The following is a 23,465-nucleotide window of genomic DNA, read 5'->3' as shown; positions in this document are numbered from 1 at the left end:
ATTTTAAGTGAATTTTTATAAGTCAAGTTTTTTCAACTTGTTTTTGTTTATTTATGATTTTAGTTTATTATTTTATAAATTTTAAGGAGAAATTTCCTATGAAAAGATTATTTACTTTTGCAATCCTATTAGGATTGTTTGGTCTATTTACATCTGCAAATGCAGATTCTCCTCGTAAAGTCCTCTTCCAGCATTTTACAAGTGCAAGCTGCGGACCTTGCGCCCAACTTGCTCCTGATTACTATAATTATGTAAAATCAAATTTAGATAAGGTAATACCAATTTCGTTTCACGGTAATTTTATGCAAGACATAATGGAAGACCATTATGGAGAAGCTGCCCAAACTTATGCAAGCTATTATTCTTTGCAGGGTGTTCCAACTCTTGTAATTTCAGGTAATAAGTATAAAAGTTCGCCTATCCCTGGGAATTTTTCTAATATTGTAAATTCAATATCAGCTCAAAATTCTCCATTTACAATTAATATTCAAAGTTCTAAAACAGGTATTACAAGCAACTTAGCGATCTCGGTTCATTCTTCAAGAAAATACTTGAATGATTTATATCTAAGAGTTGCTGTTGTAGAAGCTTATCACTATTACGATAACGCAGGTACCAACGGGGAAAAACATTTTTATTTTATAAATCGTAACATGCTCCCAAACCCACAAGGCACTTCTTTTAAAATTAACAAAGACGAAACTAAATCATTTAATCTTTCTTATAATTTGCACCCAGAATGGCATCCTAATATGATTTTTGTAGTTGTTTGGATTCAAGATGATAGCAATAAAGAAGTTTACCAAGCAGCTTCGACGCCTATTCCAGATTTAACTAATATTGAAAACAAACCTTCTTTTACCTTGCAAATTGCAGTTGCTAATCCAGCAAGCAAAGTAGCAGAAATGCAAGAATATACTAAAATTTTCCAGGTAAAAAATACAAATAATTTCCCTGTTAAAACGGCTTTCGTTATTGTTCCTGATATGAGCTCTATTCCTGATGATTGGAATGTCGCTATAGATAAGGCGGAAGAAACTATTCCTGCTGGTGGCACAACTGAGGTCAAAGCTACCATTACAACTGGGGTTGAGAATGCTTTGGGTGTTATTACTCTTGGAGCAATTCCTCTGGAAGAGTATAACTTGCCTAAAAGTGCTTTTAGCAGCGTGTATTTGCTATCAGAAGGTGTTAAATACGCAATCTTCAATTCTGTGATGAGTATGTATGGGCCACCTATTTTCAAGATGGTGCTTGCACCTACAAATTATGGTGATAAAACAGCATTGCTTCCTTTTACATCAGAAATTACATCTGTTTTTAAACCTGAAGATTTTGATGTAGCAATTTTTTCTACTACAACTCCTTATGGTTCAATCGCTTTCCTTTATCCAGATATGATAAATGCTATTAATAATATGCTTAATAAGGGAAAGAACGTAATTGTTTTCTCTGATGCAAGTGGTCTCGCTGCGCAACATCCTCAACTTCCTCAAGAAATGAAAACAGCTATTAACAACTTTTTCACTAGTACACTAAAAATTCAATATGCTGGCACTCTTGGTTGGGTTCAAAATAATACCATCTACCCATTTCGGGTTATTGGATTGCCTACAGATACTGTTGGTCGTGATTTTACATCTGAATTTAATAGATCTAATGTTCTGTTTACACCTTATACAGATTTCTTTACGATTCCTAATGGAAGTCCTGCTCAAATGGTTTGTTATTATAACAATGACCAAGATCCAAGTGATATTTCCAGAGTTGCTGGTGTTCGTTTAGAAAACCAAAATGGTTCGAAAATTGTGTATTTTGGCTTCCCACTTGAAGTTGCAGTAAGCACTGCTCCTCAAAAAATATTGCTCTCTAATGCTTTCCGTTGGTTTGTTGGTGAACAAAAAACTCCGCAACCTGAAATTGTTACCGACTTAACTAATATTGATTTTGAAGTTGTTAAAATTGGCGAACACAAGGATATTAAAATAGAAGTTTATAATTTTGGTGATGCTGATTTAAAAATTTCAAAAATTGAAGTTCAAAACGATCCCGATGGTGTATTTACAATTTTAGATCCAGAAGCTCGAACAGTTGAACCAGAAGGTATGACTACCTACACCATTCGTTTTGCTCCAAAGGAAGAAAAAGTTTATACACTCAGTGAACTTGTATTCTTCAATAATGATAAAAATTATAAAACTTACACTGTTGGGCTAAAAGGTTCAGGCGTATTGCCAGAAGCCACTGGTCCAAGAGTAAAATTGTCAGCTACAAACGCTAATTTTGGTATTGTTGATACTGATAAATACTCGGATATTTCAATTGAAATAAAGAACACAGGGATTCAAGATCTTGTTATTACTGAATTAAGAATTGATGACAATTTAGATAATGCTTTTGAAATTATTAGTAATTTAACTAATCCATTGCCTTCTTCTATTCCTCCTGCTGGAAAATATACTATGACAATTCGCTTTGCTCCTAAAACAAACAAAATTTACAACGCACTTTTAAGATTTACTGCTAACACGCCTGAAAATCCTTATTATGAAATTCCTTTAAGCGGTATTGGCAATATTCCAACAAGTGTCGTGGATAATAATAACAATTTATTCGAAATCAAGGTCGGACCTAATCCGTTTGCTAATTCTACAAACATAACATTGGCAATAAATCACAATATTCCTGTTGATGCTCAAATTTTCTTAGTTGATATTTCAGGTAAAAAGATTGAATCTATTGTTAATGGTACTATTGCGACCGGTTCGCATAATTTCAAATTCGATGGCTCAATTTTACCTAACGGAACATATTATTTGATTTGTGATATTAACGGCAAGAGAACCTCTCTACCGATTGTGATTGCACGTTAGCATTTTATCAACTTCTTTTGTGTGAAGAAGCGGCTGCTTTTGTGCATGCCGCTTCTTTTTTTTTTTATTTATTTGTGCAATATTAATGTATAAATCTTTGGTTATTTGATAGAATTTAATTAATCTTCATTTTGATAATTGTCAAAATATCAAAATGTGAAAAATGAGGGAAAAAATTGATGTTTTGAAAGCTGTATCTGAGTCTAATAGGATTAGAATATTAATGCTTCTTAAGCAAAAACATTTATGTGTTTGTGAAATCACTTCTATTTTAGGATTAAATACATCTACAATTTCAAGTCATCTTTCAATCTTAAAAAATGCTGGTTTCATTATTGATGAAAAAGAAGGTAAATGGATAAATTATAAAATCAATGATGAAATTGATGAATATAATTCTACGGTTTTAGAATTAATTTCCAATTATTTTTCAAATGAACCTCAATTATTAAAGGATATTGCACAAATTGAAAATGCAAATAGATATAATATAATCCAATTAGAAACAAATAGTAGACGGTGTAAATAATGGATTGGAAAAAAGAAGGTAAAATTCTACTTACTCTCGGACTCGTTTTTTTAAGTTTTTATTTCCTTCCAATTGGAGAACATCGTTTTGATAACGCTATTTTCGAAGCATTATATTTAGCGAAATGGTATGCTCGCGAACACGTGATTTTTTGTCTTATCCCGGCTTTTTTCATTGCGGGTGCTATAGGAGTTTTTATTTCTCAACAATCAGTAATGAAATATTTAGGGACAAAGGCTAATAAAGTGCTTGCATATGGCGTAGCATCTGTTTCCGGTAGCATATTAGCTGTATGTTCTTGCACTCTTCTGCCATTATTTGCCGGGATTTACAAAATGGGTGCCGGCATAGGTCCTGCTACTACTTTTTTATATTCAGGTCCTGCGATAAATGTTCTTGCAATAATATTAACAGCGAAAGTTATTGGAGTTGAGTTAGGTATTGCTCGTGCTATTGGTGCAATTGTCTTTAGCATTGTTATTGGATTGATTATGCATCTTATTTTTCGCAAAGAGGAAGAGGAAAAAGCAATTCAACAGGCAGAACTTGCACAACCTGAAATAAAGCATAAATTATATCAAAATGTTATATATTTTGGTTTGATGATAGCAATTCTTGTATTCGTAAATTGGAGCAAAGCCAGCCCTAATGAACGGTTCTTTTATTTTTTATTTGAAAATAAATGGTGGATAATATCTATTTTTTCTGCAATTTTTGCCTTTGTCTTAGTAGTTTGGTTTGAAGTAAAGATTAAAAAAGTTGTTGCAGTTGCCATTCCTATTATTGCTTTATCGGTTATTTTTTATGGAAACCCACTAATTCCATTTTTAGCGGGTATTATTGCACTAACCTACCTTACAAAAATAGGCAATGACGAAATGCAAAATTGGCTCTACCAAACCTGGGATTTTACCAAGCAAATTACTCCACTACTCTTGGGGGGTGTTCTTATTGCTGGCTTTGCATTAGGACGTCCTGGTAACGAGGGAATTATCTCTTCGGAGTGGATTTCATCCATTGTCGGTGGAAATTCACTTGGAGCAAATTTCTTCTCATCAGTTGTTGGTGCTTTTATGTATTTGGCTACTTTAACAGAAGTCCCAATTGTTCAAGGTTTACTCGGGAGTGGTATGGGAAAAGGTCCTGCACTTGCACTTTTGTTAGCTGGTCCTGCATTATCTTTACCTAATATGCTTGTAATTAAAAGTATTATGGGAACTAAGAAAACAATAATTTTTGTAAGTTTAGTCATTGTAATGTCCACTATCACAGGATATATTTTTGGTTTATCTTTTTAATTTTGGAGATATCTTATGCTTTCTATCAAAGTGTTGGGACCGGGATGTGCTAAATGCGTTCGTTTGCAAGAAAATGTTCAACAAGCTGTAAACGAAATGAATATTGATGCTCAAATCGAAAAAATTACCGAACTCGATAAAATTATCTCTTATGGCATAATGGCTACACCCGGATTAGTTATCAATGAAAAAGTAGTTGCTTATGGTAATCTACTAAATGTTAATGAGTGTAAAAAACTTATTGAGAGTAACTTATAGGCTCAACTATGAAAAAAGAAGGTTGTTTTTTCATTTTTATGTTTTTTCAACTAATATTTTTCCCCCTAATAAATCATCATAATACATCTCTTTTTAAAATAGTTCTTTATAAAGTTGATATTTATCATTAAATTTGTTAATTGTATTAATATTATTTCCGGAGTTTCTAAATGCGTTATTTGTTTTTTATAATTGCTTCATTTTTGTTATTGAGCACTTTGAATGCCCAAAACAAACCCTCAAAACCTAAACTTTCCACACAACCCGTAGGTATTGAACTTAAAACTTATGAGGATTCTGTTGCTTATGCAATTGGTATCAATATTGGAAATAACTTAAAAAGAGACGAGCTGTATTTCGATTTGGAGAAAGTTAAAATGGGAATGAATGATGCTTTATATTCCAATAATAAACAATTAAATGACGAACAAGTGATGGCTATACTTCAGTCTTTCAGCACAAAATTGCAAGCAAAATACGAGCAAAAGCAAAAAGAGCAAGCAGCTGAAAATACTAAAAAGGCTAAAGAATTTTTAGAAAAAAATAAATCCAATCCTAATGTAAAAATTACTGTTTCTGGACTTCAATATGAAGTGATAAAAGAAGGCAATGGACCAAAGCCAAAAGAAACTGATAAAGTTAAAGTTCATTATTCCGGCACATTAATCAATGGTAATAAATTTGATAGTTCTTATGATAGAGGCGAGCCTGTAACATTCCCATTAAATGGTGTTATTAAAGGCTGGACTGAAGGTTTGCAACTTATGTCAGTTGGCTCAAAATACAAATTTTACATCCCACCTGAACTTGGCTATGGTGAAAATGGTGCTGGTGGTGTTATCGGTCCTAATGAAGTTCTAATTTTTGAAGTTGAATTATTAGGCATTGAACAGTAATTTATTTGATATCAGTGATAAGAGCAGTCCTTTTGGGGACCGCTCTTTTATTATATAAGTAGTGCCTGAAAATAAATTTACATACACAAAAGGCGTACAAAAAAGGCTGCTTCGTTATTTTTGAAACAGCCTTTTTAATAAACATACTTAGAATATTTTTATGCTTCTTCTTGTTGGCTTTTCTTGTAAGCCTCAATTAATTCTTGCTGAACATTCGGTGGAACAGTTTGATATTCAACAAACTTAGCTGAATAAGTAGCACGTGCTTGTGTCATCGAACGTAATGCAGTCGCGTACTTGTCAAGCTCTGCAAGTGGCATACGTGCCTTAATTTTTTGGTATTTACCTTCACTATCAATTCCAAGTATCAAACCACGACGCGACGGTAAATCACTCATAACATCGCCCATAAATTCTTCGGGTACTTTTATATCAAGTTCATAAATAGGCTCTAAAATTTTTGGCGCAGCCTGAACAAATGTATCTTTAAATGCCATCATACCTGCAGTTTTGAATGCAGCTTCGTTTGAATCAACTGGGTGCATTTTCCCATCGTAGATAGAAACTCGAATATCGCGCACATACGAGCCTGTCAGTGGTCCTTCTTGCATTTTTTCCATAATACCTTTAAGAATTGCTGGCATAAAGCGTGCATCAATTACGCCACCAACAATACAGTTTACATACTCAAGCACCCCGCCCCAATCAAGTTGAATCAATTCTTTCCCACGAACTGTCAGTCCAGCTGGATCCGGCATGTTTTCTACCCACGGCTCAATTAACATATGAACTTCTGCAAACTGTCCTGCACCACCAGATTGTTTCTTATGGCGATACATACCACGAGCTGATTTTTGAATAGTCTCACGATATGGCACACGTGGCTCGATAAAGTCTGCTTCAACCTTATAACGGTTTGCTAAACGCCATTTAATCACACCAAGATGAAGTTCGCCTTGTGCATATACAATCGTTTGGCGAAGTTCTTGAGAATGTTCTATTACAACAGTTGGGTCTTCTGAGTGTAAGTTATTTAATCCCATGCCAACTTTTTCTTCTTCGCCTTTGGTTTTCGGTACTACTGCTGTGCGAACTTTTGGATTAGGATATTCTACCTTTCTGTATACTACATTAAAGTTCTTTTCAGCTAATGTATCGTTGATATTAGTAGTTTTTAATTTTACAGTTGCGCCAATATCTCCGGCTGGTATTTCTGCAAGTTCAGTTCTTTTCTTGCCACATACAGCATATACTTGACCTATTCGTTCGCTTTGTCCTCGGTTGCTGTTTATCATATCCAGTCCGGAACGTACTTTTCCCGTGTGAACACGGAAGAATGTCATATCTCCTGTTTTTGCATCTGAAAACATTTTGAAAATAAACAATGAAGAAGGTTTTGTTACATCTGTTGAAACTTCTGTTGAACCACTTTCAATATATACGGGTAGTTCTAGTGGTGATGGTATATAATCTACAACAAAATCTAAAAATCTTGTTATTCCAGTTAAATTTTTCCCGGAAGTACATAATAATGGGAAAATACCGCGGGTTTTAATTGCATTTCTCAGTCCAGTTTTGATCTCATCTTCTGATAATTCCCCAGCTTCGAAATATTTATTCATCAACTCTTCGTCTGTTTCTGCAATTGATTCAATTAATTCATTACGTAGATCATCTGCTTTTGATTTTTCTCCGGCTGGGATATCTTCTTCTTTTGCATTACCTTCGGCATCAAAAGTGTACATTTTCATTGACAAAACATCGATTATTTGGTTGAATGCATTCCCAGTCTTTACTGGGAACTGTAAAATTTTTACAGGATTGCCGAACTGTGATTTAACATCATCCAGTACTTTATCCCAATTTGCTTGATCAACATCTAATTTATTGACAACTATTATTGCCGGCTTGTTCATCTTGCTTGTATAAGTCCAGCCGTGCTCAGCACCAACCTCAATCCCATTTTGGGCATTCAAGAAAATTACACCGCAATCAACTGCTTCGAGCGGTGCAATCATTTCGCCAATGTAATCATCATAACCAGGGCAATCTATAAAGTTAATCTTTGTATCTTTATATTCTGCATACATTACACTACTAAAAACCGAACTACCCTTTTCCTGCTCCAATTCGTGATAATCAGAAGTAGTATTTTTGTCTTCTACACTGCCACGACGGTTAATTGCACCACTCTTGTAAAGTAGTGCCTCTGAAAAGATTGTTTTTCCAGTTCCTGCATGACCAATAAATGCTAAATTCCTAATGTTTTTGGATTCGTACACTTTCATTAATAAACCTCTTGTATTAATTTTAAAAATTAATTTTTGCTATTTACACAAAATTATAATTTATATAAAATCTTTGAAAATTTTTAGTAAATTTTTTATTCTCAATTATTTTATTTCATATATTTTAATCTAATTTTCTTTATCCTTGCTTAATAAATATCAATATTGATTATAATCTAATATTTATTGATGAAATTAAAATATTTGTGTGATTTTTTTTAGTTTATTCTTATATTAGTATAATAGATATATTATTAGCAAATAAAAAAAAGTATTATAAATAATAAATCTGAGGTGTCGTTATGAAAAAATTATTAACACAAATTTCATTATTGTTTTTCTTGTTATCTTTTGGGACCTCCGTTTCCAGAGCTGATTTGATAACTATTGGGACAGGAACCACAACTTCATCGTTTCCATTCTACACTTATTACGAGGATGCTGTTACCTATTTGCTTTATACATCTACAGAAATAGCTGCTGCTGGTGGTGGTAGTGGAACCATTACTTCTATTGCTTTCAATGTTGCCTCTGTTGGTTCACCAGCTATGAATGGGCTTACTATTTATATGCAAAATTCAACATTGACACAAGTAAATGCACCAATCACATCTGGATGGACGCAAGTATATTCAATTAGTTTATATACACCTGTTGTTGGCTGGAATACTTTTAATTTTTCAAACTCATTTGAATATGACGGGACAAAGAATCTATTAGTCAAAGTGTGTTTTGATAATTCTTCTTGGTCGAGTAGCTCAACTGTAATGGCAACATCAATAGCGGGTACTTGTTTTGCACGGTATTCAGACGGTAATTCAAATACTTGTTCATCAGATCCTCCTTATGATACTAGTCCACCGCGTGCCAATATTCAACTCAATATTGAGATGGGGCCAGCAATTATTAGTGCCTTTCCTGCTCAGAATGCAGTTTTAGCAACTGATGCAATTTACAATAGTGCACCACACAAGCCAGGATTAGTTATAAAGAGAAAGCAAGCTGACCCTCCAATCAGAGTACAATATAAAATACGCGGTCCAAAACCTTCTACCAATATTGTATATACAGCTGTTCCATCCGGTGCCGATACGGTTACTGAACTGATAAATCTTCCGACTTATTTGTACGGAACTGCTCCATCATATCAGTTCCAGCATAGATTTTCCGCTGCAAAAGGCTACTTAGCGCTTATTGATCCGAATAACCCGATTACTGGAAATACTGGTGGGTTGGATCTTTTCAGTCGCCCGGTTGTAGGCGGTGAATACGAAATCCAAGCATTTCTAAGATATCAGCCGCCATATGATCAAAACTATCTTAAAACCTATACAAGCTCTTTTTATATTTCTCTTGCTAACGATTTAGCAATAACCGAGGTGATGGAACCACGTGTCTACACGAAAAAGAAGTTCCCAGCTTTTATAAAAACGCCAATTAGATTTGAAGTGAAAAACGTTGGAGCAAATCCAATTACTGAGTATAAAGTTTATGTTAGAGTTAAAAAAGATAATCAGTTAGTATGGCAGGATTCGCTCCACCGCCGTTACCCTCAAACTATGTCTCAGCCTCTTGCTCCAATTCAAGGTACTGTAATTGAATATGAATTGAAAGACTTTATTCCGCAGGAAGCCGGATTTTACTTCCTTGAAGTTCAGGCAGTATTACTAAATGCTAATGATGAAAGCCCGATCAATAATATTTATCCACAACCAGGCGAAACTCACAAATTCTGGGTTGTCTACGATCAAGAGCCAGAAGCTGATACAGTGTTAGTTCCATACAAAGGAAGCAATAATTATGTAGGTCGTCCAGTTAAACCAATTGTAAGATATACGAATAACGGTCTGAGCGATATGAGTTATATAAGAACTCGTATTGAGATTGCAAATGTTTTAACACCAAATAATATTATCTACCGAGATACATTAGTGGTACAAGATATTCCGGCTGGTGTTACTGGCAATTTTACAGATGCTTTCTATTTAAAATCATTTATTCCACCTGCCAAGGGTACTTATAGGATATGTGGTTATGTTGATTTCCCAAACGATCCAGAACCTTCAAATAACATTATTTGTGATACTTTCATCGTTGCGCCTGCATTATCTGGGACATATACAATTGGTCAAACGAACGCTGGTAATCCTCGTAATTATATAAAAATACAAGATGCGGTTGATGATTTATACCTAAAAGGTGTCGAAGGTAATGTTATTTTCGAGCTAACCGATGAGAATTATAACGTTGGTTCTACAACCTTAAATTCAACATTACCTGCCTTAGATTTGAGAACTCGTATTTATGGCGTCGGCCCAAACAGCACAATTACATTTAGACCAGCACCAAATAGAGCAGGTAGCCGAGCAAGTGTTCGTGTTAATCTTATTACAAATTCTGGAATCGGTATCCAGTTTGGGCAAGCCGATAATTCAACTAATCAAAATGCTGCAATCAATATTCTTGTTGAATCTCATATGAAGAGACTTTACGCACAAAACTATGGCTATATTGTTTTTGATGGTGGTAATAATAAATCGTTGCTGTTTACTCTTCAAACAAGTGTTCCTCAAAGAACAGTCTTTTATTTACAAAACTCAATGAACATTACTGTCAAGAACTGCATAATAACCGATGGGCTCAATCAACCACCAAGCTTTACCTGTCAATTGCCAAACAACATATTAAGTGGTACAGAATTTAGATTTGATAAGGAATTTGATCCCGGTGTCTATTCGTACTCAGCTGCAATTACTTTACGTTCTATACCTCCAATGGAGCAAAAATACCAATTCAATTATTATAATTTAGATACAATTACTACTAATAATATACAGATTTTGAACAATGAAATTAGCAACTTTGCTTATGGTATTGTTTCAAATGGTATAGGTATGCTTCTTAGAAATGGTTTTATGACTAATTATTATAATAGAAATAATATCTTCCGTGGTAACCTTATCACTGACGTATCAACGATGGGTATTTTCCTTGGATTTGAAAAGAATACAATTGTCGAACGTAACCGAATTCATAATGTTACCGGTACCTGCGGAAGTGTTGCAGCTGGCATTTCGCTTGGGAATCAAGTTAAAACCGGTTATTTAGAATATTCAAATACGGGCATTTACATTAGTGGCAACGAAATTAGTAATGTTGTGCATTCAAATGAATCTTATGGAATTAGAGTATTCCAAGTTCGTCTTGAAATGATTGATATTGCTGGCCAAACTAAAAACTTCCCTGATACTGATGAAAATATTATTACTATCAACAATCTGATCTGGGGTATTAATGGCTCAAACGCAGCAACTAATAAATATGGTATTCGTTACTATACTAAACGTGGTTCTGCTTTCGATCAGCCTTTCCTTAATAGATATTTTACAATGAATGACAGAATTGTGAATAATACTGTTGTCGTAAGCAATGACGATTTTATTAATACCGGTGTTGTTGCAGGTATTGCTATTCAACATGCTCGCAATACATTTATGTACAACAATGCAATCGGTGTATTAGATTCCAGTTTAGGCAATAACCAACTTGCTGCTGCTGTTATTTATCAAGGAATGCTTCCAAATGAAGCTGGTTCAAGCTTCAACAGAAATGCTTTCTGGGTTGGCAAGCCTGGTCAGACACCTGTTTACAGATTTATTCAAATTACTGACTCAAGTACTGTTCTGGAGTACGGACACAAAAATAATTTCTTGCAGATCTCACAATGGTATTATTGGACTGGACAGGATTTGCAATCAGTTTTGGGTGATTTCTTTGAAGATATGATAGTAGAAAACACTATTCCTCCGAGATTAAGAATAAGAACTAATCCAACTCCTATCGGCTCTATTTTAAACAACCGTGGCGAACGCTTACCAGAAGTTGTTGATGATATCGACGGACGTCCTCGTGGTGTTGCTAATCAGCGTTATGATATTGGTGCTATTGAATTCAACGGTCGCTTATATAATAATGATATGGAAGTAATGTTGATTACTTCTCCTGCTTCTTACAAAGAATACTATGGACCTTTTGCTGATGCGGAATATGTGATGACAGAAGCGCCTGTTACCGTTAAAGCAAGAATTCGCAATAGTGGCAACAACCAACTAACTAATGCAAACCTGAAAATCCAAATTTATAGAGAAACACCTGCTGCTTATGATAGCACTCAATTTGTAGGTGTTCTTGAAAAAACTAAAATTATCCCTGTAACTATTACTTCAACTGACGACATTGAAACAGATTTCTTCCTTGCTGACGAAAACGGTTTAGGAGATGATTGGATTCCTCAAACTTATGCTGATTTACGTGGTTTGGGATATACTATACCACCTCAGTTCAAAACTATGCAGCCTAATGTTACTCCAAGATATAGAATGGTGCTTTCGGTAGATAACGCTTCCGATGAGGTTATCTCCAACAACGTGTTTACTAAATATGTCCGTTTCTATTTAAAACGTTCTTCATTAAGTATTCTGCTCTCTGTTGAAAATAGCCACATTGATATTGATACGCTCGATGCAAATGGCAATAAAGTTCCTCGTCCAGCTATGACAAACCTCGACCAAATTGCTGGTAAATTGAATTATGACTCGCTTGTTACTGCTTTCAAACGTATGGGATTTGTTGCTGATTATACTCTTGAAGTTCCTCGTTATGATATAGACATTTTCGAACGTAACGCTTGGGAGCCAAAAGCAGTTAATTATTCAATGTATCGTACTTTAGTTTGGTCAGATGGTAATGATAAACCACTTACTCGTTTCCAAACATTTGACTGGCAAAAGTTCTTAGCATTAGGTCAAATCGGAAGTAAACGCAATGTAATAGTTGCTAGTCAGGAATTTATTCGTGAAAACCAGGGTATTTATCCTTTTATTAACAGTGAATTTAGAGCTCGTTACTCTACAAGAAATAACACAAACTTGCCATATAATCTAACTGAACTTCCTACTCAAAGATTGGTAGGTCTTGCAATGGCAAGAGATTTGGAAACCAAAGTACTCACTACTGGTTGGGTTAACAATAATGTTACTCCTGCTGTTAGCGATTTACCACCTGCAACAGTTTATCACGATATTTTCTATGTAAATGATGGATTTTCTCGCATTTCGTACTATGCTAAACATCCAACTAATGTTGCCCAATCTCAAAAAATTATCGGTATTGCTACTACTACTTTAAGCAAGAACATACTTTATTACGGTTTAGATTGGCGCCACTTTGGAGATGCTGAATTTATCGTTCGCGCTGCTACTGACTTCTTGACTGATAACGAAGGCTATATTATTCCTATTGAATTACTTTCATTTGATGCTAATCCTGTTGGCAAACGTGTTGAACTTCTCTGGACAACTGCTAGTGAACAAAATTCCTCTCGTTTCGATATTGAACGAGCCATAGTTTCAAATAATGTAAAGAGTGCATTCGTAAAAATTGATGAAGTTCGTGCGTATGGCAACAGCAGCACACTCAAAGAATACTCAGTTTCTGATAGAAATGTTGAATTTGGTGCTACCTATGCATATCGTCTCAAAATGATTGATATGAATGGTGAATTCAAATATAGCGATGAAAAAATCGTAACTCTCACAGGCAATGATTTATTCACAATTAACGAGGTTTCTCCAAATCCAGCAACAAATGAAGCTTCGATAGAATTCAGTTTATTGCAAGATGCAAAAGTATTAATTGAAATTTATGATGCCACAGGAAAATTAATCAATATTGTTACCGATAATGTTTATAATTCTGGATTGAATGTAATCAAATTTGACACGAAATCGCTTGTAAGTGGCTCATATAAACTTGTGCTTAACGTAAATAATACTGTTGTAGTTAAGAACTTTACAGTTGTCAAATAACAATTATTGAATTTATTGAAATGGCTGCCTTTTCTATAAAGACAGCCATTTTTTTTGGTTATTCAGAATTAGTTTTATATCTTACAATTTTGTATAAATAATATACTGGAATAATGAAATTCAAATTTAATTTTGCACAAGTATTTAACAAATCACTTGATATTATTGAAATTGTTGGTAATAAATTACCACATCCTGCTACAATTTTCGGTCTGCTTGCTCTAACAGTTGCTATTATTTCTTTTATCGGCGATTTATTTAATTGGCAGGCAGCTCATCCATCTGATGGTTCGATAATTACAGTTAATAATCTAATTAGTGCTGATGGTTTTCGTTGGATTTGGACAAATATAGTATATAATTTTGTGAATTTCCCTCCTCTTGGGTACGTTCTTGCCGTTATGGTCGGAGTTGGAGTAGCCGAAGGAGCTGGTTTGTTTAATACTTTGATTAAAGCACTAGTTATTCATACTCCCAAGAAGATTATTACTGCATCTATAATATTTACAGGGATTCTTTCACATTTGGCTTCAGAAGCTGGTTATGTGATTTTAATTCCGCTCGGTGCTTTAATTTTTCATACATTAGGACGCCATCCAATGGCTGGCCTTGCAGCAGCCTTTTGCGGAGTAAGTGGTGGTTTTGGGGCAAATCTTTTGATTGGTTCCGTTGATCCAATACTATCTGGACTTTCTCAATCAGCTGCTCAAATTGTTGACAAAAGCATATATGTAAATGCTGCAGTAAATTTATATTTTATGTTCTTTTCTTGCTTCGTTGTTGTTATTGTTGGTACTTTTGTTACCGAAAAGATTGTCGAGCCAAGACTTGGTAAGTATAAAGGTAATGCTGAAAAAATTCCTATTGAAGATATTACACCAATTGAAAAAAGAGGACTTGTTGCCTCTTTAATTGCTTTTGTTTTAGTGATTTTTCTTATTCTGGTGATGGTATTTCCTGAATGGGGAATTCTTAGAAATCCTAAAACAGGAGATATACTTCATTCTCCATTTTTTGATGGTATTATTATAGGTATCTTGATATTATTTTTAATCCCAGGTTTTGTTTATGGATTGACAGTCGGCACAATCAAAAACGACAAAGATTTTATGAAGCACATTACAAAATCGATGAGTACTTTGGCTTCTTATATTGTTCTTGTTTTTTTTGCAGCACAATTTGTATATTTTTTTAGATATAGTAATGTTGGACTAATATTTGCTATTTCTGGTGCAGATTTTCTATCTCACGTTGGACTTACTGGTATCCCGTTAATTATTGCCTTTGTGCTACTTTCTGCATTTATTAATCTATTTATGGGTAGTGCATCTGCAAAATGGGCAATAATGGCTCCAGTTTTTGTTCCAATGTTTATGTTTTTGGGATACCATCCCGCTCTTACTCAAGCTGCTTTTCGTATTGGTGATTCTGTTACTAACTTAATTACTCCGATGATGAGTTATTTCGCTTTAATCGTTGCTTTTGCACAAAAGTACGACGAAAACTATGGTATGGGCACAATTATTTCAACTATGCTTCCGTACACTTTCTTTCTAACTATATTTTGGACATTATTATTAATTGTATGGATGTTGCTTGGTCTGCCACTCGGGCCAGGAGGTCCTCTATATCTATAAATATGAAGGTATAAAATGAATAGAGTGCTAATTACTGGTGGAGCAGGTTTCTTAGGTTCGCATTTGTGTGATAAGTTTATTTCAGAAGGTTTCGAAGTTATCTGCATGGATAACTTTATTACTGGTTCACCTGATAATATTGCCCATTTATTCGGCAATAGTAGATTTCAGTTTATTCACCACGATGTTACAAATTATATTTATGTTGAAGGGAAAGTTGATTTTGTTCTGCATTTTGCTTCGCCTGCCTCGCCACTTGATTATTTAAAATTACCAATTCAAACACTAAAAGTTGGTTCGCTCGGAACACATAAAACACTTGGGCTTGCATTGGCTAAGAAAGCTACTTTCCTTTTGGCAAGTACAAGCGAAGTTTATGGAGATCCACTTATTCATCCGCAAAGCGAAAATTATTGGGGCAACGTCAATCCTATCGGTATTCGCGGTGTCTACGATGAAGCTAAACGTTTTGCCGAAGCTATGACTATGGCTTATCATCGCTATCACAATCTGGATACTCGTATTGTCAGAATTTTCAATACTTTCGGTCCAAGAATGAGAATTTGCGATGGTAGGGCTATCCCTGCTTTTATTTCTCAGGCTTTAAATAATGAGCCTATTACTGTATTTGGTGATGGATTGCAAACCCGTTCAGTTTGTTATGTCTCCGATTTGATTGATGGAATTTACAAACTTTTGCTTTCCAGCGAAAACGAACCTGTTAATATTGGTAATCCTGACGAAATTACTATTCTTGATTTAGCAAAAGAAATTATTGATCTTACTGGTTCAAAAAGCGAAATTGTTTTTAAAGATTTACCCGAAGACGATCCCAAAGTAAGGCAACCTGATATTGAAAAAGCACGTTCCATACTTGGTTGGGAACCAAAAGTTTCTCGCCGCGAAGGTTTAATTACAACTATTGAAGACTTCAAAAAGCGACTTAAAATGTAACATTATTCTTAATTCATACGTATATAAACATATGTTTAACATAAATTGAATGATTATGCAGGATTATCCAAGAAGAGATTTTTTAAAGCATTGTGGGATTGGTTTAGGAGTTGTTATGACATCTAATTTATGGTTAAATGAACTACTTGCTAATCCTACAAAAGCAGTGGGGGACACCCTTCTTGCTAATTACTTTGGTTTTACAAAAGAGCAACTTAAAAAATTGCTCGAAATCGGTTTATCCAAAGGTGGCGAATTCGCTGAAATGTATTTTGAATATCGTATTTCTAACAACATTACTTACGAAGAAGATATCGTAAAATCTGCTTCTGAAAACATTATGCTTGGTGTAGGGACTCGCGTTATTAAAGGAAGTAAATTTGGCTATGGCTACACAAGCGATCTTAGTTTTGATAAAATCAAAGAAGCTTTTATTGCCGCTGCTGCAATAGCTGATGCACCAAATAGTAACAAAGTTGCTAATCTAAACGAAAAGAAAATCCCAAATCAATTTTATTCAATGCAACAACCCGTTAGTCTTGCTTCATTAGAACCCAAAATTGATTTAATTCGTCGTAGCTATCATTCTGCTAAAGCTTATGATTCTAAAATCGCACGTGTTACTTCATCAATTGCTGATGAAATGCAGTATATATTGATTGTAAATAGTGAAGGATTGATCGTTTCCGATGTTCGTCCGCAGGTTCGCTTGGTGGTAAGTGCAACAGCAGAAGACGGTAACACAAGAAATACAGGTCGTGGAAATGCAGGTGGTCGTGTCGGACTTGATTTCTATGAAAAAATCATTACCCCAGAACAAATTGGTTACCAGGCAGCAGAAGAAGCCGTAATTCTACTGAAAGCAAAAGATGCGCCTCCCGGTGAAATGCAAGTTGTTCTTAGTAAAGACGAATCTGGCGTTATGATTCACGAAGCCGTTGGACATCCGCTCGAAGCAGATGGTGCTTGGAAAAAAACTTCAATAATGTGGGATAAATTGGGGCAATTGGTCGCTAACCCAATTGTTACAATTTATGATGATGCTACAATCAGAGATCTTCGCGGTACTCTTAACATCGATGATGAAGGTGTTGAATGCAATAACGTGATGTTAATTGAAAAAGGTAAATTAGTCGGTTTCTTAAACGATAAACTTTCAGCAAAAATCTTAAAACACAAAGAAAACGGTCACGGTCGTCGCCAATCTTATATGCACCCTCCAATCCCAAGAATGAACAATACCGTTCTTGCCAAAGGAGATTCTTCACCTGAAGAGATAATTCAAAGTGTTAAAAAAGGCTTTTATGCAGTAACTTATCAGGGTGGTATGGTATCTGGTACTGGTAAATTTACTTTCTCTGTTAATTTAGGTTATATGATTGAAAATGGTCGCCTTACTTATCCTGTAAAAAATGCAACGTTAATTGGAACAAATATTGATATTTTAAGGGAAATTGATATGGTCGGAAACGATATGGGATTTTTCCTCGGCACTTGCGGAAAAGATGGGCAATCTGTTCCTGTCACTTGTGGAACACCAACATTAAGAATTAACAGAATGACTGTAGGAGGAGTAGCATAATGAAAACTGATTATAAAAAACTTGCTGAGCAAATAGTTGAAAAATCTATTAAAAAAGGTGCAACAGAAGCACAATGTAGTATCTATGATGGAGTTCGCTTCTCTGTTGACGTTCGTGAAGGAGAAGTCGAACAGCTGATTTCTGCGGGTTCTACTTCACTTTCCTTGAAAATCATTGTCGATAATAAAGTTTCTACTGCATCAACTTCTGATTTATCCTCGAAAACTATTGATGAATTAATCGAAAATTCTATCAAAAAAGCAAAATTCCTATCAAAAGATGAATTTTCAGCTCTCCCAGAGTTGGAAAAAATTGATTTCAATATCGATAGTTTGAAATTATATAATGATTCAGCAGAAAAAGTATCTCCAAACGAAAAAACTAAGCTTGCAATTGAATTAGAAAAAATTTGCGTCGCTAATAAGAAAATTACTCGTTCTACCGGAGCCGGTTTTAGTAATTCGTATGGAACCACTTACCTTGCTAATAGTAAAGGTTTTTCTAATTCATACAAAAGTTCAAGTTGCTATATAGGAGTTGGGCTTCAAGCAGGTGAAGGGGATAATTTATACGAAGATGGTTATTATGATTCTGCTCGTTCATTTAAAGGGCTTTTGTCCATTGATGTAATTGCGAAAAAAGCAGTTGATCGAACAACAAGAATGATAGGCGCAAGAAAAATTCATACACAAAACGTACCTGTTGTCTTGGAACCTGAAATGTCGGCTCAAATGCTTCTTGGCTTCCTTGTTGAATGTTTATCAGGTTCGAATATTTATATGAAACGAAGCTTTCTTGCTGGGAAAATCGGTGAAACAGTTTCCAGCGATATAATTACTCTTGTTGACGATCCACTTATTCCTGGTGGCAGAGCAAGTGTTCCATTCGACCGTGATGGCGTTCCTGCTCGTAAGAAAACTATCATTGAAAAAGGTGTATTAAAGTCATACTTTTTAGATAATTATTCTGCTAAAAAATTAGGAATGAAGCCGAATGGTCCAGGTCCAACAAATTTAATGCTGTTACCTGGAAATAAATCACAACAAGAAATAATTCATTCGGTGAATAAAGGCTTGTTGCTCTGTTCTACAATTGGTCAGGGTACTGTCCCAACTTCTGGTGACTTATCCAAAGGCGCTTATGGTATTTGGATAGAAAATGGTCAATTAACTTATCCCGTAAATGAAGTTACAATTTCCGGCAATTTGGGGACAATTCTCAAAAATATTGCAATGGTTGGTAACGACCCAGACCCGCGTTCTTCTTTCTCCGCTCCGACTTTACTAATCAGTGAAATGACTATCTCCGGTAAATAATTATTTAATATGATTCGCAATAAATAAAAAGAGGCTTGTTGAGCAATCGCAGCCTCTTTTTTTATTTTTGATACGTTTTTATTTGTTTCTTAATGGGTTAAAAGTATGAATAGAATGATATGGAGCTTGTTGCGGAGTTGGAGAAATGTCCTTGCCAAAATTGAATAAATCAGGCGAATACTTATTTTTTAACTTATCTTGTAATGCTATAAGTCCTTTTATCACTGCTTCTGGACGTGGTGGACAACCTGAGACATAAATATCAACAGGTAGAAATTGATCAATGCCTTGCACAACAGAATATGAACGAAACATTCCGCCAGTTGAAGCGCAAACACCCATAGACATTACCCATTTTGGATCAGGCATTTGGTCGTAAATTTTTCGAACAACCCACGCCATTTTGTAAGTAACAGTTCCAGCTACAATAAGGAAGTCGGATTGACGCGGCGTCATACGAAAAACTTCCGATCCAAATCGAGCAACATCGAAGCGAGAAGAAGCAAAAGCCATCATCTCAATAGCACAACAAGAGATTCCCAATGGCATAGGCCACAGTGAATTTTTTTGCGCCCACTTAATCACTTCACCAACGGTTGTAGTTAAAAAACCGTCGCGACCCAATATATTTTCTAATCCCATTCGAAGCCTCCTTTTTTGAGTTCATAAAAATAACCTGCGAGTAGAACTACAATAAAAATCATCATCGCAATGAAAGCTCCAAAACCTAATTCACTCAATTGGACAGCCCAAGGGTACATAAACACGACTTCTACATCAAATACGATGAAACTCACTGCTACCATATAAAATTTCGCCGAAAAACGTTCTCTTGCAGTTCCATAAGGTAACATACCACTTTCGTAAGTTGTTCCTTTCCCGTAAGTTGTTCGTCTTGCTCCAAGCCATTCTGAAAGTAACATAAATGCCAAAGCAACAATAAAGCCAAATACAATCATCAGTATCAGCGGTATATATTCAATAGGCATAACTCTTTCCAAAATATTCAAAAAACATAATATTTAACATTTAACGTATCAAAATTATTAATATTTTTAAATAAAAAAGGCTGTTCAGCGAACAGCCCGTTGATTGGGAGGGAGTTATCCTTTTCAGGAATTAGCGTTTCAGCTGATTTATCTCAGCCAACAGTGTATCACTAACAGTTATAGTTCTCGATGCAGATTCAAATGCTCTTTGAGTTGTAATCAAACGAGTGAATTCGACCGTCATATCAACATTTGATTGCTCTAATGAATTCCCAATTATTGATGTAGAAGTAAATATTTCGTTTGCAGTACCAATTAAAGGTTCTCCACTATTCGGTGAAACTGAATAAAAATTATCGCCTGTACGAACAAGTCCTTCTTGGTTGGTAAATCTTGCTAACAGAACTTGCCCAAGTAGCTCAGTTTTGCCATTAGTAAATGAACCCCATATCTTACCTTCGCGTCCTATTGATAATGTCAACAAGTCGCCCGATGTGTATCCATCTTGTGTTTTGAAAGATGCAGTATTGGCTCCTGCAAATTGCGTTAACCCACTCATTAAATTGTTCGGGTCGGCAAGTTGAACGGTTAATGATGCAGGAGTTGTAGCAAATACATTATTACCTATTGCTGTATTTAAATCCGCGTAGTTAATTTGAACATTTCTTGGAGTATTAAGAGTACCATCGGCATTGAACCGAATATTCGTTGCATTTGTATTGACAGCTTGCCCGTCTATTGTAGCAGTTAGTGAATATTCATTTGCATTAGCAGTTTTGGTAAAAGTAAATGTTAAGTTATGTACTCCACCAATATTATCATAAATGTTAATACTTGTACTACGAGTATCGCCCACTGCCATTCCTGCATTTAAGTTACCAAAAAAATTAATATTTTGAGTTTGGCGCGGGGGTGATGTAATATCTGGAGGAATATTCAAATTATTCTTTGTTGCGCTTAAACGATTTGTTCCATCAGCATTTTTGATAATAACACCATTCGATGTCTTATCAATATTATACCCTTGTAGGAAAGCACCAGTGGCTGTGTCGATTAAGTTTCCGTCTCTATCTTGCGAAATGTTACCAGCTCTTGAATAAAGCTCCCTTCCATTCATATTATAAATAAAAAAGCCTTCTCCTTGTATTGCCATATCGAGCGCTCTTTCAGAAGATTCTATAACTCCTTGAGACATATTTTGAGTTATACTTGATAATCGAACTCCATTTCCAAATTGGTAAGGATTTATTCCGCCACTTCCTTTTGTTCCTTGAACATTTGGAGCTGTACCTTGAGTGTACACCTGATAAAACTGATCACTAAAATTGGCACGATTGGATTTATATCCAATAGTATTTGAATTTGCAAGATTATTAGATATTACATCCATTCTTTGTTGGTTCGCACGCAACGAACTTGCGCCAATTGCCAATGAACGAGAAAGACCCATAAAAAACCCTCCTTGGTTATTATATTATTCCATAAAATTCTGCGATTTTCTCAGTCATTCGAAAATCGCTGGGGGTCTCCTTGCTGCGAAGCTTGGTCCAACCCCTTAGTTTAAGCAAAAACTGCTGAATCAATGTTTGTTATTACATTATTTTCCATTTGTTCCTTTTGCATCATAGTAACAACAGTTCTATTCTGAATGCTTACTATAAATGCTTTGTCATCGAGCATTATCAGGGAATCCCTTGCACCTTTAGATGCGGCTTTATCTACTGCGTTTTCTAACCTTACAATTTCATTAGCTGTTATGTCGATGTTTTTGCTAATCAACCGAGATTTTGCATGCCCTGAGAATTTTAGATTACTTATTTCATTTTCTAGTAATTCCTCAAATAAGGGCTTCTGCTTTACAGTAGGTTTTGCCGCAGGACTGCGGAGTGTATCTATACCTCCTATTGGGACAAATGGAAGTTTCACTCCCTCAAGTTCTGCCATAGCAAAACTCCATTATTATTTCAAAGAACATTTAAATTAGCTTGCAGTAATGTCGAGTACCTTTCCGAGCGATACTTCGCTTCCAGCGATTACTAATACGGTTGAATCCCCTTTAAATCTTACAGCATCAATTTTTCCTTCGATGAATGTATCTGCCGAAAATGTTGCAGTACCATCGCTCGATAATTGCACTTCGTAAGTGTATTTCCCAGATGGGATTGCATTTCCGCTATTATCCGTTCCGTCAAAAATGTACTTATGATTTCCAGTTGTTAGCTCGTTAGGATTTAATGATATTTTTTTCACAATTGTGCCGTTTGCATCTCGTACAATTAAAGTTCCTGATTTCGCATTCGTTGATACTCCGAAGCCTAAATTGACTTTGCTTTCTCCGTCGTAAGTAAATTCGTTAGTCAGTGCTCTTGCAGTTTTGCCAAGCATACCTGGAAGAGCCGAGTTTGTAATCGTTTCGGCAAGTGTTTTGTTCAAATTAGCCGTTTCTTCAATCATTGAGCGTATGTCTATAAGCTGTTCAAGTTGAGAAAATTGTGCTAACTGAGCTGCAAATTCTTGATTGTCGTAAGGTTTCATCGGATTCTGATTTTTCATCTGAAATGTCAGCAACTTTAGGAAGTCATCCTTACTCACAATACTTTTTTTTGAACTCAGTTTCTGAGTTGACGATTCCGTGTTTGTTACGGAATTAATTGGTTCTGCCATTGAAACCTCCTGTTTTGTGCTATACGTACTTTTCGATTAACTTTTGCATCCATAATCGAAAACTATCGTTAGCTTCATCCTGAATTATTTCATTATAGTTTTCAGTTCTTATAAAAGAATTTAAAAATTCTCTTTCATCTTTTTTGTTTTTTTGCTGTTCGTTGTTGTTTGCTAAATCAGTTTCTTCCTGGTTTTCATTCGATATATCTATTTTACCTGTTGTTATACCGTTTTCCGATAGTTTTTCTTTCAGTACATTTATTTGTTTTTCAATTGCTTCAACTGCTTCCTTCGAGCGTGCTTTAATTTTGATT

General features: G+C 35.2%; 17 protein-coding genes. 10 read left to right on the top strand and 7 right to left on the bottom strand.

Going from position 1 to position 23,465, the window contains the following annotated elements; genetic code table 11:
• Positions 1-98 precede the first annotated feature (98 nt).
• From AC6QZF_RS08070 to bamJ, 5 genes are all read left to right on the top strand, one after another.
• Positions 99-2,873, top strand: a complete 2,775-nt coding sequence (locus AC6QZF_RS08070; RefSeq protein WP_499799371.1) for a choice-of-anchor D domain-containing protein — start codon at positions 99-101, stop codon at positions 2,871-2,873.
• A 163-nt stretch (positions 2,874-3,036) separates the two neighbouring features.
• Positions 3,037-3,402: an ArsR/SmtB family transcription factor gene (locus tag AC6QZF_RS08065; RefSeq protein WP_499799370.1), complete on the top strand. Its 366-nt coding sequence runs from the start codon at positions 3,037-3,039 to the stop codon at positions 3,400-3,402.
• Complete coding sequence (locus tag AC6QZF_RS08060) at positions 3,402-4,700, top strand: permease (RefSeq protein WP_499799369.1); 1,299 nt, start codon at positions 3,402-3,404, stop codon at positions 4,698-4,700. The genes AC6QZF_RS08065 and AC6QZF_RS08060 overlap by 1 nt, the downstream gene beginning before the upstream one ends.
• Before the next feature lie 15 nt (positions 4,701-4,715).
• On the top strand, positions 4,716-4,958 hold the full coding sequence (locus AC6QZF_RS08055; protein WP_499799368.1) for a thioredoxin family protein: 243 nt from the start codon (positions 4,716-4,718) through the stop codon (positions 4,956-4,958).
• A 170-nt stretch (positions 4,959-5,128) separates the two neighbouring features.
• A complete protein-coding gene (gene bamJ, locus AC6QZF_RS08050) occupies positions 5,129-5,854 on the top strand; it encodes a BamJ family beta-barrel-assembly machinery protein (protein WP_499799367.1) in 726 nt (241 codons plus the stop codon).
• A gap of 158 nt (positions 5,855-6,012) precedes the next feature.
• Here the strand turns inward: bamJ and AC6QZF_RS08045 are convergent, their stop codons facing one another.
• A complete protein-coding gene (locus tag AC6QZF_RS08045) occupies positions 6,013-8,142 on the bottom strand; it encodes an elongation factor G (RefSeq protein WP_499799366.1) in 2,130 nt (709 codons plus the stop codon).
• Between the two features lie 302 nt (positions 8,143-8,444).
• Here AC6QZF_RS08045 and AC6QZF_RS08040 point away from each other — a divergent pair, with 302 nt between their 5' ends.
• From AC6QZF_RS08040 to AC6QZF_RS08020, 5 genes are all read left to right on the top strand, one after another.
• Positions 8,445-14,009: a T9SS type A sorting domain-containing protein gene (locus AC6QZF_RS08040; RefSeq protein ID WP_499799365.1), complete on the top strand. Its 5,565-nt coding sequence runs from the start codon at positions 8,445-8,447 to the stop codon at positions 14,007-14,009.
• A 113-nt stretch (positions 14,010-14,122) separates the two neighbouring features.
• On the top strand, positions 14,123-15,646 hold the full coding sequence (locus tag AC6QZF_RS08035; protein ID WP_499799364.1) for an AbgT family transporter: 1,524 nt from the start codon (positions 14,123-14,125) through the stop codon (positions 15,644-15,646).
• Between the two features lie 15 nt (positions 15,647-15,661).
• Positions 15,662-16,600, top strand: a complete 939-nt coding sequence (locus tag AC6QZF_RS08030; protein WP_499799363.1) for a UDP-glucuronic acid decarboxylase family protein — start codon at positions 15,662-15,664, stop codon at positions 16,598-16,600.
• Positions 16,601-16,655: 55 nt separating this feature from the next.
• Positions 16,656-18,182, top strand: a complete 1,527-nt coding sequence (locus AC6QZF_RS08025) for a TldD/PmbA family protein (RefSeq protein WP_499799362.1) — start codon at positions 16,656-16,658, stop codon at positions 18,180-18,182.
• On the top strand, positions 18,182-19,498 hold the full coding sequence (locus AC6QZF_RS08020) for a TldD/PmbA family protein (RefSeq protein WP_499799361.1): 1,317 nt from the start codon (positions 18,182-18,184) through the stop codon (positions 19,496-19,498). Before AC6QZF_RS08025 ends, AC6QZF_RS08020 begins: the two co-directional genes overlap by 1 nt.
• Before the next feature lie 78 nt (positions 19,499-19,576).
• Here AC6QZF_RS08020 and AC6QZF_RS08015 read toward each other — a convergent pair whose 3' ends face one another.
• The 6 genes from AC6QZF_RS08015 to AC6QZF_RS07990 all read right to left on the bottom strand — a co-directional run.
• Positions 19,577-20,140, bottom strand: a complete 564-nt coding sequence (locus tag AC6QZF_RS08015; protein ID WP_499799360.1) for an NADH-quinone oxidoreductase subunit B — start codon at positions 20,138-20,140, stop codon at positions 19,577-19,579.
• A complete protein-coding gene (locus AC6QZF_RS08010) occupies positions 20,131-20,487 on the bottom strand; it encodes an NADH-quinone oxidoreductase subunit A (protein ID WP_499799359.1) in 357 nt (118 codons plus the stop codon). The genes AC6QZF_RS08015 and AC6QZF_RS08010 overlap by 10 nt, the downstream gene beginning before the upstream one ends.
• 130 nt (positions 20,488-20,617) lie before the next feature.
• Positions 20,618-21,937 (bottom strand): flagellar hook protein FlgE, encoded by a 1,320-nt coding sequence (locus AC6QZF_RS08005; RefSeq protein WP_499799358.1) that lies wholly within the window; start codon positions 21,935-21,937, stop codon positions 20,618-20,620.
• Positions 21,938-22,047: 110 nt separating this feature from the next.
• On the bottom strand, positions 22,048-22,431 hold the full coding sequence (locus AC6QZF_RS08000) for a TIGR02530 family flagellar biosynthesis protein (RefSeq protein WP_499799357.1): 384 nt from the start codon (positions 22,429-22,431) through the stop codon (positions 22,048-22,050).
• 36 nt (positions 22,432-22,467) lie between these two features.
• Positions 22,468-23,151, bottom strand: coding sequence for a flagellar hook assembly protein FlgD (locus tag AC6QZF_RS07995; RefSeq protein ID WP_499799356.1), 684 nt, complete (start codon positions 23,149-23,151; stop codon positions 22,468-22,470).
• Positions 23,152-23,170: 19 nt separating this feature from the next.
• The coding region (locus AC6QZF_RS07990) for a hypothetical protein (protein WP_499799355.1) at positions 23,171-23,465 on the bottom strand (295 nt) is incomplete at its 5' end.

Source organism: Eximiradius sp. (assembly GCA_937127445.1).
Lineage (GTDB): Bacteria > Bacteroidota > Ignavibacteria > Kapaibacteriales > UBA2268 > JAKIZO01.
The sequence above is the reverse complement of the archived record's forward strand: the minus strand, read 5'-3'. Positions and strand labels throughout refer to the sequence as shown.